Raw genomic sequence first — 14,076 nt, forward strand, 5'->3', positions numbered from 1 at the left:
CGTACATAAGTTCTATTGAGACGGATGTGACGACAAATTATTGCAAACCGCTAGACTGATATCTATGCGACGCACGCTCACGGCCATCTTATCCGCCTTTACCCTGCTCACCTTTGGATGCAAAGCCGACGGCGGCAAGGTCGATCCCGGCCTGAGTTCAGGCGCCACGCAGACCACGTACGAGCCGACGCGTGCTGCGCGCGTCGCCGATGGCCGGCCCGTGCTCGTCTGCTTCGGCGACTCGATTACCGCAGGCTATGGTATCGACAACGGACAGACATACCCACAGTATCTGCAGTCGTTGCTGGATCGCGACGGCTATCCCTACCGCGTGGTAAACGCGGGTGTGTCCGGCAACACGACGAAGGACGCTCTCGATCGCGTCGCCGATGTATTGGCGAAGTCGCCCGCAATCGTCGTCGTGGAGTTTGGCGGCAACGACGCGCTGCGAGGCCTGCCGCTCGAACAGACAAAGGCGAACCTTGCGAGCGTCGTCGAGCAGCTACAGGCAGCGAACGTGCGCGTAGCACTGGCAGGTATCACGATCCCGCCGGACTACGGGCAGCAGTACGTCAGCCGATTCAACGCGATCTATCCCGCAGTGGCGGCGAAGTACCGCGTGCCCTATCTGCCCTTCGTGCTGAAGGGCGCCTACGGCGTGGCAGGATCGATGCAGGCAGATGGCATCCACCCGACGACGCAGGGCGCGGCGCAGGTGGCACTCAACATTGAAACGCTTGTGAAGCCACTGCTGAAGCACTAACCCATCACGACGATCGGCTGCATCAGCGTACCGGCGATGCGCTTTGCGATGCAAAGCAACTCGCGTGGGCCGGTGAAGACCTTGATCAGCGGCGCATTTGAAAACTCCGGCAGATTCGTCTGCATCCCATTGCGAAGACGGCCCGCAGTGGTTTCGTTCACCGTGACCGAAGGCATCTCCGGCAGCAACGTACGCGGATGCGGCAGGCGCGCTTCGATGCCTTCAGGTGTGAGCGAGCGCAGGTCTTCGACGGTGATACTCTGCGACAGGTCGAAAGCTCCCGCCTGCGTACGACGCAGCGACGAAAGATGCGCGCCACAACCGGCCGATTCGCCGAGTTCATGCGCAACAGAGCGTACATAACCACCCGAGGAAACCGTCATTTCAAAGGTGGCCGTATCGCCTTCGAGACCTGTCAGCGCGAAGCGATGAATCACGATGCGCGCCGGCTTCACGTCGACTTCTTTGCCCGCGCGAGCGAGCTTGTGAGCTGCCACGCCATTGATCTTTTTCGCGGAGAAGATGGGCGGCATCTGGTCCATCGGGCCATCGAACTTCTTTGCGAGTTCGCGGAGTTCCTCGAGGGACTGCGTTAGCGGCTTCGGCTCTGTCGTAGGAGAACCGTCCGCATCGAAGCTGTCGGTCGCGAAACCGAAGCGGATGTGGCCGGTGTAGCTCTTCTCCGCCTGGCCGAAGAACTGCGCAAGGCGTGTGTGCTTCCCGAGCAAAAGCGGCAAAACGCCCGTGGCCATGGGGTCCAGCGTTCCAAGGTGTCCGACAGACCGCTCCCCTGTCGCGCGACGCACGATGGAGACCACGTCATGCGAGGTGACTCCGGCTGGCTTGTCCAGCACGATCAAGCCGTTCAACGCTGCGGCCTCACGAGGGAGAGGAATTCGTTGCGCGTCTGCACCTGCTCCTTGAACACACCCAGCATGGAGCTGGTGACGGTCGAGGAGTTCTGCTTCTCAACGCCACGCATCATCATGCAAAGGTGCGACGCTTCCAAAACGACACCAACGCCCTGCGGATTTACGGCTGCTTGTACCGCTTCGGCAACCTGCTGCGTCAGGCGCTCCTGCACCTGAAGGCGACGCGCGAAGACGTCGACGATTCGCGGCAGTTTGCTGAGACCGAGCACCTTGCCGTTCGGCACGTAAGCGATGTGCGCCTTGCCGAAGAACGGCAGAAGGTGATGCTCGCAAAGCGAGTAGAACTCGATGTCTTTGACGATCACCATCTCGTCGTAATCGACGTCGAAGAGTGCTTCATGCAGCACTTCTTCCACGGTCTGGTTGTAGCCGCGCGTCAGGAACGCCATGGACTTCTCCATGCGTTCAGGCGTGCGCAACAAGCCGTCACGCGAAGGATCTTCGCCAACGCGCATCAGCATCTCGGCGTATAGCTGTTGCATGGTGGCGTCACCAAGTGCAACGCTGCGGCTCTCTTGCGCGATCTGCGCAGGAACTTTACCGGGCCGCGAGGGCGTCGGATTTTCTACGGGCTCTTTGGTGCTCATGACACTTCCTTCTCACCTTCACCAAAGTAGTCGAAGGCGTTGTTGCCGGTCTCTTCCACGTGAATGCGCGTCAGCTTTGCGTGAGGATAAGCGCTGAAGATGCGCCAGACCTCGACCGCGAGGTTTTCCGTCGTGGGCACAAGCGTGAGAAACGGCTTGATGGTGTTGAGGTTCTGATGATCGTACCGTTCCAGCAGCTCAGCCTTCGCAAACGCATCGAGGTCCGCGAGATTCGTCACCATCCCGGTCGCTTCATCGACAGGGCCGGAGAAGGTCGCCTGCACGATGTAGTTGTGGCCGTGGCCATACGGGTTATTGCACTTGCCGAAGATCTCGCGGTTCTGCTCCGCGGGCAGCGAATCCACGTGCAACCGATGCGCTGCGACAAAGCTCCAGCGACGCGATAGATGGGCGATGGGGCGCGCGCTCACAGGCCTTCTCCGTAGAAGTCTGCGAAGAGCTCGGGCATTTCGTAGACGCGAATGCGGTGGAGCTTCGCATTGGGAATCTTGCCGTCGAGTCGTCGCCAGATTGCGATGGCCATGTTCTCGGTGGTCGGTTGCATCGTGGCGAACTCAGGCACTTCGTGGTTGAGATGGCGATGGTCGTAAACGTCCACGACCTCGCGCTCGATGATGTCCTTGAGCAGCTTCAGGTCCACGACGAAGCCGGTCAATGGATCGATCTCACCCGCGACTGTGACCTCGAGCGTGTAGTTATGGCCGTGGCTGTTGCGATTGGAGCACTTGCCGAAAACGCGCGCGTTTTCCGCCTCGCTCCAGGCAGGGTTCCAGTAAAAATGCGCGGCGGAAAAATCGGCTTTTCGGGTCAGTAAGATCATCGGCAACCAGCTTCTCAGTGTATCGGATGCAGGAGGGTGTGCCGAGGTCGCGTTAGCTCATGCAGGCTTCGGCGAGCGCGCGCACGGTGGCTTCCCGTGCTTCGGCATGTGCGGGATAGCCTGCCTCAGCGAGCGTCGCCGACGTCACCGGACCGATGGAGACGCGGCGCACGTTCTCGGGAAGTGCGATGCCTGCAGCCTCGAACAGCGCGAGCAGGTGGCTCACCGCAGAAGAGCTCGTGAAGGTGATAGCGTCGGGCGGTGCGGTCGCAAAGAGTGCGCGCAGGGCATCGGCCGACTCATGTGGGATGACGTTGCGATACGCCGGGGCGATGACAACATCGCGGCCGGCGGCGGTAAGCGCATCGGGCAAAACCTCGCGGGCCTCTGCAGCGCGTATAAGCAGGAAGCGCTGCCCTGCTTGCGAGTTTGCGAGCAAGACTTCTGCGAAAGACTCAGCGACCGCCTTCTCCGGAAGCAGCTCCACACTGAGCCCAGCGGCGACCAGTTGCCTGGCTGTGGCGTTACCGATGGCCGCAACGCGCGGCCGACGGCGCGCGGTGCTCCAGCGTTCGTAGAGGCCACGTCCGAGGGCGGCTTCGACGGCGTTTGCGCTGGTGAAGAGCAACCAGTCGAACATCGAGATCGCCATGAAGGCGTTATCGAGCGCAGCGAAAGACTCCGGCGCGACGATCTCAATCGATGGAATGACGACCGGCTCTGCGCCGAGTGCGCGCAACTCCGCTTCCAACGCAGAGGCCTGGTGTAGCGCGCGAGTGACAAGGATGCGAGGCGATGTTGGCATAGCGGTCCCTCCTTACGTTAGCAGCGATGCGACCTGCCTGGCTGCTACATTGAGGGCAGGTTTGTCGCCATCCCCTCCCCAAGGAGCTACTCTCTTGCGCGCTTTCGCATTGCCGCTTTCGCTGCTGCTATTCACTTCGTCGCCCTTCGCCGTTGCCCAAGCGAAGCGCTTCTCTGCCGATGATCTTCCGCGCATCGTGCGCGTGGGCTCGCCGCAGCTTTCGCCTGATGGCAAAACGATCTCGATCACCGTCGGTCGCGCGAATCTGAAGGAAGACCGCATCGATAGCGAGCTCGTCTTCGTCGATGTAGCCAGCAAAACGCAGCGCGTGATGACGCATGATCGCAGCGGCCTGGGCAACGTGAAGTGGTCGCCCAACGGCGATCGCATCGCGTTCCTCGCACAGGACAAGGACAGGAAGGCGCAGATCTTCGTGATGCCCGTCAACGGCGGCGATGCCGAGCAGGTAACGCACTCGAAGACGAGCATTCAGGCCTTCACGTGGCGACCGGACGGCAAGGCCTTTGCCTTCACCGCAGCCGATGAAGTTCCGGAGAAGAAGGACGAAGCGAAGTTCGAAGATGCGTTTGAAGTCGGCAACAACAGCTATCTCGAACGCACGGCGGCGGTGCCGGTGCATCTGTGGACGATCGAGCTCGGCGCACAGGCAAAGCGCCTTACAAACGGCGCGTGGTCGGTACCGCAACACATGGCTCCCAGCGGGCCGCCGGCTGCGCTGGAGTACACGCCCGACGGCAAGAGCCTCGTCTTCGAGAAGGCCGATTCGCCGATCACCGGTGAGTCGGACTCGGCACGCGTGGTCGTGATGGATGTCGCCAGCGGAGCGATGCATACGCTGACGAACGCCAAGGTGGCAGAGGGTTCGGCGAGCGTGTCCCCGGATGGCTCCATGGTGGCGTACGAGTACCCTCGCGAAGGACACCAGCGTTTTGAGGAGACGGTGTATGTCGCTCCGCTTACTGCGAAGCCTGGTGATGGACATGATGTGGCCTACGCGCTGGACCATGCTGTGGGCGATGCGCAGTGGTTTGCCGACGGGAAAGCGTTGCTCCTCAAAGGCGCGGATGGCACGAAATCGCGGCTCTGGGTGCAGCCGCTTGAAGGCAAGGCGAAGGCAGTGGAGCTGGGTGCGTTGACTCCGGGCGCAAGCGATCTCGGCAAGGATGGCGCGCTCGCGTTTACGGCGACCGATGGAATGCATCCTGCTGAGTTGTTCTACGTGGCACACCTCGGAGATGCGCCAGTGCAGATGACGCACCTGCAGACCGTGACCGAGGGCATGACGCTCGGCAAGCAGGAGACGGTGACGTGGAAGAGCGATAACTTTACGGTCGATGGCGTGCTGACGTATCCGCCGGATTACACGCCGGGCAAGAAGCTGCCGCTCGTGCTCTACATTCACGGCGGCCCCACGGCGACTTCGCTCGAGACGTTCACCACAGCTTCGCAGATTCTCGCAGCGCAGGGATGGCTTGTGCTCGAGCCGAATTATCGCGGCAGCAACAACGAAGGCAATGCGTTTGAGTCGTCGATCATCAACCACGCGAGCGCAGCTCCGGGGCGCGACATCATGGCCGGTGTGAAGGCGATCGAAGCGCGCGGCATCGTTGACTCATCGCGCATCGCAGTCAGCGGTTGGAGCTACGGCGGACAGATGACCGCGTGGATGATCGGTGCGTATCCGACCATGTGGAAGGCCGCCGTTGCAGGCGCGCCCGTGACCGACCTCGTCGATCAGTACACGCTGAGCGACAACAACGTGGAACGCGCGGCAGGCTACGGCCCTTCGCCGTTTGTCGGCAAGGATGCGATGAAGCTCTACGCAGAGGAGTCGCCGATTACTCATGCGTGGGCGGCGAAAACGCCGACCCTCATCATGAGCGATGTGGGTGATTGGCGCGTGACAACGACGCAGGCCTACAAGCTCTACCACGCGCTGAAGGACAACAACGTGCCGGTGAAGTTCGTGGCGTATCCGGTCCCCGGCCACTCCCCTGCGGACCCCATTCGCTCGCGCGATGTGTGGCGCCGCTGGACGGCGTGGCTGCATCAGTACCTCGATGAACCGGCAACGAAGTAGCAGTAAGAAAGAGGCCACCGATGCATCGGTGGCCTCTTGATTTTTGGATCACGAATGAAGCCTGCGTGCTACTTTTTCGGATACGCCGCTTCGACGGTGAGGATCTCATACGGCTTGATCGGCACCGTGATCGTGTCCTTCGCCAGCGGCAACGCGCCCTGCGGTGACTCCATCAGATTCACCTCACGCGCGCCGCTTGCTCCTTGCGGAATATGCAGCGTGACCGTCGTCGCCTTGCCTTCCGCTTCATACATGCGGAAGACGAGGGCGTCGGCGTCCTCGGCCTTCTTCACAGCGGTCAGGATGACGTTCGGCTGGTCGACGCTGACAAAGCTCATCTCAGCAGGGAGATTGCCAGTGTGCGCGAAGGTTTGCGTTGCGATGAGCGGCTGGTTCAACTCATACGCGCGACGGATGGTGTCAGACTTATGCCACTCGCCGGTATGCGGGTAGATGGCGTAGCGGAAGTGCTGGATGCCCTGATCGGCATCGGCATCCGGCCACGTAGGCGACCGCAGCAACGTGAGACGAAGTACGTTGCCGACCGCGTCGTAGCCGTACTTCGAGTCGTTCAGGATCGACACACCCTGCTTCGCGTCGCCGAGATCAGCCCACTGCAGCGCAGGGACTTCGAACTGCGCCTTCTGGTAGCTGTTGTCGCGCGTAGTCGGACGCTGGATGCTGCCGTAGGGGATTTCGTAAGTGGCCTTCGGTGCCGTTGCAGCGAGCGGGAACGCAGCCTTCAGCAGGACGTGCTTCTCGTGCCAGTCGATAGTGGTGTCAATGACAACGGTGTCAGCGTAGTTCGTCATCGAGATGTCTTGAGTGATATGGCTCTTGTTGTATGTGTACTGGACTCGAACAACAAAACCCAACCCGTCAGCATGCACGACGCGAACAGAATCAGCCTTCGCTATGATTTCGGGAGCTTTATCTAGAGTGCCCGGATCGATGTTCCATGCGTCGTAGTTCTTTGGATTGTCTGCGAAGGCTTGGAGCTGATTGGAGCAGCCCTGAGCCAGCATCTCCCGTTTCCCACCATCGATTCGCAAGTGAGTTATACAGCCGTTCTTCTTGTCGATAGAAAGTTCAGAGCTGCTGTTGGATACCGTGATCTCGTCAGCAGATTCATTTACGGGGAGAAAGTTCCTGGTGAGGGCGGTGCAGCTAAGCTTACCGCACCCTTTCTGCGGATGGATGACCGTGTAGCCCAAAGCCGGGACTCGAACCTCCACCAATGCTCCACCATCTACAACACGCGAAGGCACTATGCCGCCGCTAGTTGGAGAGTAGTCACCGAACTGATCGCCTGTTGATCCTTCAGGAAGTACATCAACGCGAACAATATCCTTACGTTCCCATGGCAGTGGATTGAATACGACGATCGGGCCGCCGACCGGCACCTGCGTATTCACCTGAGCGGCAATTTGCTTGATAGCGCCTTCGTTGATCAAGGCATCCTGATTCAACACCTCTTTGTAATCCTTCGCGGCATCGCGATAGATCGTCGCCACGCCGGAACCTGCGGCAAGGTCGTGAAACTGGTTGAAGGTGATCTTCTTCCAATTCTCCGTCAGTTCCTCCGCCGGATACTTCTGCCCAAAGAGCCACGCGAAGCTCGCAAGCTTTTCTGCATCGAGCGTCTCGGCCTCGGTGCGGCGCATGAAGGCCTTGTGCTTGGCCTGCGTCGTGTAGATGCCGCGGTGGTATTCAAAGTAAAGCTCGTCATTCCACGTCGGAATCGATAGATTTCCGTTCGCGTCAGGGGCTGCGGGCTTGTAGCTCAAAACGTTGTCATAGTTCAGCACCGGTGAGTTCGCAGAGAGTTTCGTCTGCACATTGTCGAAGTACTGTTGCGCGGTGGTGAAACGGAAATTTGGCAGCGCGGTGAGCTGCTTGCTCAGCGCCATCCAGTGCTCGGCAGAGTCGAGCATATCGCGCGTGGGGCCGCCGCCGTGGTCACCTACGCCGTAGAGGTCGAGGTGCTCAGCGGTGCCGGGGTTGCGCTGCGACGACTCTGCGTAATCCGCCGAGAGGCGCGTGGGGTTGACGTTCGTCCAAGCGTAGTCCGTCGGGAAGTATGTGAGGACCTTGGAGCCGTCGGGCGACTGCCACCAGAAGAGGCGCAGTGGAAGCTGGTTCGTGTCGTTCCAGTGCATCTTCTGCGTGACGAAGTAGTCGAGCCCCGAGCGCTTATAGATCTGCGGCAGCTGCCAGTTGTAGCCAAACGAATCCGGGTTCCAGCCGATGCGCGCCGTCACGTCGTAGAGGTTCTTGAAGACGCGCTGCCCCACTAGCAACTGCCGCACGAGCGACTCGCCACCGGGCAGGTTCAGGTCCGGCTCAATCCACATGCCGCCGACGATCTCCCAGCGACCCTCCTTCACGCGCTGCTTGATCTGCGCATCGATATCCGGATACTTGTCCGCCATCCACGCCGAATACTGCGAGGCCGACTGCGAAAACTTGTAGTCCGGATACTCATTCATCAGCTGCAGCGCGGTGGAGAAGGTGCGCTTCACCACGTCCACCGTCTCGCTCGCAGGCCACAGCCACGCGGCGTCGATGTGCGAGTTGCCCACAAGGTCCACCGTTGCCGTATGCGTCGCCGGAGCGAGGGTAGCGAGCACCGCCTGCGCCTTCACCAGCGACACGTCGAAGGCCTTCTGGTTAGCGTGTTCGAGCGCTTTGAAATCGATCGCGGCGATGGCCTTATGCACCTCGGGCAGAAGGTCCGGACGCGGCTTCGGCAACGCCGGCAGCAGGTTCGCAGCGGCGATGATCTGCGTACGGATGTCGTTAGGGCTGGGACGCGTGGAGTCCGCCGGCGGCTCAATGCGCAGGCTCACGCCGCGGAAGCGCTTCTCGTCCACCGTGCGCAACAACTTCACGGCGACGAGGATTTTATCGCCCGGCTTCGCACTTTCGGTCAGCACGATCGGCTCGAGGTCCTCGCCGATGGCGACGCGGCGGCCGTTGAAGTAGATGATCTCCGGCATAGGGCCGTTCGCGTCAGCCTGGAACTGAAACCAGATGCGGGAACCCGTGATGTCGTAACCGCCGACGGTCTTCGGGATCTCGATCACGCGGCGATACCAGACCGCATCCATCGGCGCGAGGATGGGCTTACGCGGCGCAGGCATGTCGACCGACGGCCAGCCCGCATCCTCGAGCGTGGGCGCTTCGCCATGCGGTAGGTCGCCCGCGTGGAAGCGCCATGCACCGCCAGGCAGCACCGAAAGCTCTTCAAGCGAATGCAGTCGGGCCACGTCTTCCTGGCTAAGGTTCTTCAACTCACGCACCGGCGTGAACGACTGGGCGGAAGCAAGTGAGGCCACTAGAGCGAGCGGAGCAAGCAAACGGAATCGCATGAGCAGAAGGGTATCGCAAGCGAGCTAAGAGGTATAAACTGATCCGCGAGACGTACTACAGTGGCCTGCCGTTGCTCGGCGGGCCGAATTGTTTTGATTGGGAAGAAGGGTCCAGATGACCACAAAGACAGAGACCACCGCCTCGGGCGCACACACTCCAACCGCCGAGCTTCCAGTGACGCTGCACGGGCGCGAACTGACGCCGAACAAGCAGATTCCGCTGAACCTCGACTGGGTGGAAGAGATTCAGGTAAACACCTCAGCGGTCGAACGGCGCGCCGCGACGATCGGCTCACGCCGCTCGGTGAAGAAGGAGTGGCAGGTCGCGTGGCTGTTGCGCGCCATCGCCTGCATGGACCTCACGACACTCGCGGGCGACGACTCGGCCGAGCGCGTAAAGCGCCTCTGCGCCAAGGCGCGTCGACCGCTCGAAGAGAAGATCGTCAACGCGCTGGGCATCGAGAGCCTGAGGCTCACGACCGGCGCCGTCTGCGTGTATCACACGTTTGTGGAGACGGCCGTGAAGGCGCTCGAAGGCTCGGGCGTGCCAGTGGCCGCTGTGTCGACGGGCTTCCCTGCTGGTCTCGCCCCGCTGGAGACGCGCGTCGAAGAAATTCGCCGTTCGGTAGAAGCAGGCGCAAGCGAGATCGACATCGTCATCACGCGCTCGCATGTCTTCAACGGCGAGTGGAACGCGCTGTACGACGAAGTCGCAGCCTTCAAGGAGGCTTGCGGTCCGGCGCACATGAAGACGATTCTCGGCACGGGCGACCTGCTGACGCTGCGCAACGTGGCCCGCGCATCGTGGGTTTCCATGATGGCGGGTTCGGACTTCATCAAGACCTCGACGGGCAAGGAAGCCGTGAACGCGACGCTGCCGGTCTCGCTGGTGATGGTGCGCGCGATCCGCGACTACGCCGAGCGCACAGGCATGTCGGTCGGCTACAAGCCCGCAGGCGGCATCAAGACGGCTAAGCAGTCGCTGGACTGGCTCTCGCTGATGAAGGATGAGCTGGGTCGTCCGTGGCTCGAGCCGTCACTCTTCCGCTTTGGTGCAAGCTCGATGCTCGGCGATATCGAGCGCCAGCTTGAGCACTACGTGACCGGGCGGTATTCAGCAACGTATCGGCATCCGTTGGCGTAGGCATGTCCGTCCACATGCCAAATGACGCACCAATGGACTCCCCAAAATCCAAGCAATTGCTTGGATTCCTGTTCCGTGCGCAAAAATGGGGATTCAATAGATGTTTAGCGCCAGGAGACGAGTGCAAGTCGCATGCGATAAATTCTCACTCAATCCAAAACGCGAAGGTTCTTGACCTTCTTAGCCGAAATGGTCATGTAAAGATGATCAAATATGAAATGAAGAAAGACGATTTCATCATCGCCTTTCAGGATATCGGCAGGAATCAAGCATCAACATTTGGCGGGTTCTGCTCAGATCATGACACGGAAATTTTTAAGCCCATAGATTTGCAGCAAATAGATGAAGCAAACACCGAGCAACTATTTCTGCTGGCATATAGATCAGTGGCGAAAGAGGTCCACTCGTCAATGCAAGCGGCATCTATTTCTCAATCTGCCTATCAAAAACGCGTTACGCTTGGTATCGACAACGGCAACGAACCCGAACCAGCAGGAATGATGGCGATTGAACGAATGATGGCGGCCTATAACGCTCATCAATACAAGCTCCTGCTAGATGAAGCCATCGGGCAGGCAGACTATTCAAGACTCGAGCACATCAGCTTCTGGATAGATCATGCACAACCTAGTTGTGCTGTGAGCGCGTTATTCGATATCGACAAGCAAGCGGTAGACACGGAAGCTCCTTGGGTTGCGATGAATCTGTTTCCTGTCTCAAATTCTAAGAGTTTTGTGCTCTTCAGTTTTCTGCCCGAAGAAGCTCCAAGAGCGAGAGACTACCTAAGAGAAGTCGTCTCGGCATCAGGCGACTACCAGAAATATCTCTTGAGCAGATTAGTTATCAAGCATTGCGAGAATTTCGTTGTTGCACCCGCCATTTTCGACACTTGGAGTCAAGACAAGGCAAAAGATATATGCGAATTCTTTCGCGACACTCTTCGCTTCGATAAAGCAGTCGACAATTCTAATCTTTACCTTTTTTAAGACCTGTGTATTGCGAGACAAATCATATGAGCAACAGCATCGTGGAGAAGTACCACAGCATGGAATACGGTCCGGCACCGGAAGACGCAAGCGAAGTGATCAAGTGGCTCGACGCGCACAAGCGCAGCTTCGGGCACTATATCGACGGCGAGTGGACCAAGCCCGGCAAGGCGACCTTCGCCACCAAGAACCCCGCGACCGGCGAGACGCTCGCGACCATCGCCAGTGCCGATGCTACGGAAGTTGACCGTGCCGTGAAGGCTGCTCGTGCGGCTCTGCCTGCGTGGCAGGCGCTCACCGGGCACCAGCGTGCGCGCTACCTCTATGCGCTGGCACGGCAGGTGCAGAAGCACTCGCGCAAGCTCGCCGTGCTGGAGACGTTGGACAACGGCAAGTCCATTCGCGAGTCACGCGATATCGATATTCCGCTGGTAGCGCGTCACTTCTACCACCACGCCGGTTGGGCGCAGTTGATCGACGAAGAGTTCCCCGGCTATGAGCCGTGCGGCGTCGTCGGCCAGATCATTCCGTGGAACTTCCCGCTACTGATGTTTGCGTGGAAGGTCGCTCCGGCGCTGGCTGCGGGCAATACTGTCGTGATCAAGCCCGCCGAGTACACGCCGCTCACCGCCATCGCGCTCGGCGAGATCGCCGACGAAATCGGCCTGCCTAAGGGCGTGCTGAACATCGTGCAGGGCGACGGCAAGACCGGCGCCGCGATCGCCGAACACCCCGGCATCGACAAGGTCGCCTTCACCGGTTCGACCGAAGTGGGCCGCATCATTCGCAAGGCGACCGCTGCGTCGTCGAAGAAGCTCTCGCTCGAGCTCGGCGGCAAGTCGCCGTTCATCGTCTTTGACGATGCCGACCTCGACTCCGCGGTCGAAGGCCTCGTGGATGGCATCTGGTTCAACCAGGGCCAGGTCTGCTGCGCAGGTTCGCGCCTGCTCGTGCAGGAGCGAGTGGCCGAAAAGCTCTACGACAAGATCCGCGCGCGCATGGCGACGCTGCGTGTCGGCTCCCCGCTGGACAAGGCGGTCGACATCGGCGCCATCGTCGATCAGGTGCAGTACGACCGCATCCAGTCGCTGATCAAGAAGGGCTGCGACGAGGGCGCGACCTGCTGGCAGCCGGAGATTTCGCTGCCCGAGAAGGGCCTCTTCCTCAAGCCGACGCTGCTCACCGGCGTCTCCCCTGCCTCCACCGTGGCGCAGGAAGAGATCTTCGGGCCGGTGCTCTCGGCGATGACCTTCCGCACGCCCGCCGAGGCGATTGAGCTTGCGAACAACACCGTTTACGGCCTCGCCGCGAGCATCTGGAGCGAGAACATCAACGTCGCGCTCGACGTTGCCGCGCAGGTGAAGGCGGGTGTCGTCTGGATCAACGCGACGAACGTCTTCGACGCGGCCGCAGGCTTTGGCGGCTATCGCGAATCCGGCTACGGGCGCGAGGGCGGCAAGGAAGGGATGTACGAGTACCTCGTACCGAAGTGGTTCCACGACGAGGTGAAGGCGAAGCCCGTGCAAGCGCTGCCCGAGCCCGAGGTCGAAACTACCGACGAGCCCGCCGACGCCTTCGGCATCGACCGCACCGTGAAGCTCTACATCGGCGGCAAGCAGGCGCGTCCGGACTCGGGCTACAGCTACCCGGTCTATGGTCGCGACGGCAAGCAGGTCGGCGAGGCTCCGCTGGGCAGCCGCAAGGACATTCGTAACGCCGTGGAGGCCGCTCGCGCCGCCACCAAGTGGGGCAAGAACACCGCTCACGGCCGCGCACAGGTGCTCTACTTCCTCGCTGAAAACCTTGTGCAGCGCCGCGAAGAGATCGTCGCGAAGCTTGCGCAGTTCGTCGGACCGGAGCAGGCGGCGATTGAGCTCGACTACACCGTCGAGCGCACCTTCGCCTACGCGGGCTGGTGCGATAAGTACGAGGGCTCGGTCCACAACCCGCCGATGCGCATGGTGACTCTGGCGATGAAGGAAGCCATCGGCACCATCGGCATCCTCGCGCCGGACGACGCTCCTCTGCTCGGCCTGATGTCGCTGGTGCTGCCGGCGGTCGCGATGGGTAACACCGTCATCGCCGTCCCGAGCGAACGCACGGCGACGCTGATGGGCGAGCTCTACCAAGTCTTCGACACCAGCGACCTGCCCGGCGGCGTCGTGAACTTCGTCTCCGGCAAGGCCAGCGAACTCGGTAAGACGCTCGCCGAGCACGATGACATCGACGCGGTCTGGAGCTTCCGCGATGAGGCCGCTTCCACCCAGGCCAAGGCGCTCTCCATCGGCAACCTGAAGCAGATTTGGACCAACGAAGGCCGTCAGATTGACTGGTTTAACCCCGCCGAGGCCGAGGGCCGCTGGTTCCTCCGCCACGCCACACAAGTCAAGAATGTGTGGGTTCCGTACGGAGAGTAACCACTGCGCGGTTACCTCCGGAAATGAAGCAGGCGCCTCACTTGAGGCGCCTGTACCCTTTTTTGACGCCATGAAACATAGAGTCCAAGGTAACCGCAGGTAACCCGAAAGTAGTAATGTCATGCGCCC

11 protein-coding genes are annotated in these 14,076 nt (G+C 60.6%); 5 read left to right on the forward strand and 6 right to left on the reverse strand.

Annotated features, from left to right (window positions below):
* The first annotated feature begins 64 nt into the window (after window positions 1-64).
* Entirely contained in the window at window positions 65-763 is a 699-nt protein-coding gene (locus tag OHL11_RS08240; protein ID WP_263371008.1) for an arylesterase, read from the forward strand.
* Here the strand turns inward: OHL11_RS08240 and truB are convergent.
* From truB to OHL11_RS08265, 5 genes are all read right to left on the reverse strand, one after another.
* Entirely contained in the window at window positions 760-1,632 is an 873-nt protein-coding gene (gene truB / locus OHL11_RS08245) for a tRNA pseudouridine(55) synthase TruB (protein WP_263371009.1), read from the reverse strand. The two genes, OHL11_RS08240 and truB, sit on opposite strands and share 4 nt — an antisense overlap.
* Complete coding sequence (gene folE / locus OHL11_RS08250) at window positions 1,629-2,177, reverse strand: GTP cyclohydrolase I FolE (protein ID WP_263371272.1); 549 nt, start codon at window positions 2,175-2,177, stop codon at window positions 1,629-1,631. The genes truB and folE overlap by 4 nt, the downstream gene beginning before the upstream one ends.
* A gap of 101 nt (window positions 2,178-2,278) precedes the next feature.
* A complete protein-coding gene (locus OHL11_RS08255) occupies window positions 2,279-2,713 on the reverse strand; it encodes a 6-carboxytetrahydropterin synthase (protein WP_263371010.1) in 435 nt (144 codons plus the stop codon).
* Window positions 2,710-3,123, reverse strand: coding sequence for a 6-pyruvoyl trahydropterin synthase family protein (locus tag OHL11_RS08260; protein WP_263371011.1), 414 nt, complete (start codon window positions 3,121-3,123; stop codon window positions 2,710-2,712). The genes OHL11_RS08255 and OHL11_RS08260 overlap by 4 nt, the downstream gene beginning before the upstream one ends.
* Before the next feature lie 52 nt (window positions 3,124-3,175).
* Window positions 3,176-3,928 carry a uroporphyrinogen-III synthase gene (locus OHL11_RS08265; RefSeq protein ID WP_263371012.1) on the reverse strand — a complete coding sequence of 251 codons (753 nt, stop codon included), beginning with the start codon at window positions 3,926-3,928 and terminating at the stop codon, window positions 3,176-3,178.
* A gap of 94 nt (window positions 3,929-4,022) precedes the next feature.
* On the opposite strand from OHL11_RS08265, the gene OHL11_RS08270 reads away from it, so the two are divergent.
* Entirely contained in the window at window positions 4,023-6,029 is a 2,007-nt protein-coding gene (locus OHL11_RS08270) for a S9 family peptidase (protein WP_263371013.1), read from the forward strand.
* Window positions 6,030-6,097: 68 nt separating this feature from the next.
* Here the strand turns inward: OHL11_RS08270 and OHL11_RS08275 are convergent, their stop codons facing one another.
* Window positions 6,098-9,400, reverse strand: coding sequence for an alpha-mannosidase (locus OHL11_RS08275; protein ID WP_263371014.1), 3,303 nt, complete (start codon window positions 9,398-9,400; stop codon window positions 6,098-6,100).
* Between the two features lie 115 nt (window positions 9,401-9,515).
* Here OHL11_RS08275 and deoC point away from each other — a divergent pair, with 115 nt between their 5' ends.
* The 3 genes from deoC to OHL11_RS08290 are packed head-to-tail and all read left to right on the forward strand — an operon-like array spanning window position 9,516 to window position 13,947.
* The gene (deoC, locus tag OHL11_RS08280) at window positions 9,516-10,544 is read left to right on the forward strand and encodes a deoxyribose-phosphate aldolase (protein WP_263371015.1); all 1,029 of its coding nucleotides are present in this window, start codon (window positions 9,516-9,518) and stop codon (window positions 10,542-10,544) included.
* Between the two features lie 14 nt (window positions 10,545-10,558).
* Window positions 10,559-11,530, forward strand: a complete 972-nt coding sequence (locus OHL11_RS08285) for a hypothetical protein (RefSeq protein ID WP_263371016.1) — start codon at window positions 10,559-10,561, stop codon at window positions 11,528-11,530.
* A gap of 26 nt (window positions 11,531-11,556) precedes the next feature.
* A complete protein-coding gene (locus OHL11_RS08290; RefSeq protein ID WP_263371017.1) occupies window positions 11,557-13,947 on the forward strand; it encodes an aldehyde dehydrogenase family protein in 2,391 nt (796 codons plus the stop codon).
* Window positions 13,948-14,076: the final 129 nt, after the last annotated feature.

Origin of the sequence: Granulicella cerasi (assembly GCF_025685575.1) — a bacterium.
Lineage (GTDB): Bacteria > Acidobacteriota > Terriglobia > Terriglobales > Acidobacteriaceae > Granulicella > Granulicella cerasi.

What these genes read in the sequence shown, in the direction of transcription:
- OHL11_RS08240 (WP_263371008.1), top strand. Translation starts at nt 65, where the DNA reads ATGCGACGCACGCTCACGGCCATCTTATCCGCCTTTACCCTGCTCACC.
- folE (WP_263371272.1), bottom strand. Translation starts at nt 2,177, where the DNA reads ATGCAACAGCTATACGCCGAGATGCTGATGCGCGTTGGCGAAGATCCT.
- OHL11_RS08260 (WP_263371011.1), bottom strand. Translation starts at nt 3,123, where the DNA reads ATGATCTTACTGACCCGAAAAGCCGATTTTTCCGCCGCGCATTTTTAC.
- OHL11_RS08265 (WP_263371012.1), bottom strand. Translation starts at nt 3,928, where the DNA reads ATGCCAACATCGCCTCGCATCCTTGTCACTCGCGCGCTACACCAGGCC.
- OHL11_RS08275 (WP_263371014.1), bottom strand. Translation starts at nt 9,400, where the DNA reads ATGCGATTCCGTTTGCTTGCTCCGCTCGCTCTAGTGGCCTCACTTGCT.
- deoC (WP_263371015.1), top strand. Translation starts at nt 9,516, where the DNA reads ATGACCACAAAGACAGAGACCACCGCCTCGGGCGCACACACTCCAACC.
- OHL11_RS08285 (WP_263371016.1), top strand. Translation starts at nt 10,559, where the DNA reads ATGCCAAATGACGCACCAATGGACTCCCCAAAATCCAAGCAATTGCTT.
- OHL11_RS08290 (WP_263371017.1), top strand. Translation starts at nt 11,557, where the DNA reads ATGAGCAACAGCATCGTGGAGAAGTACCACAGCATGGAATACGGTCCG.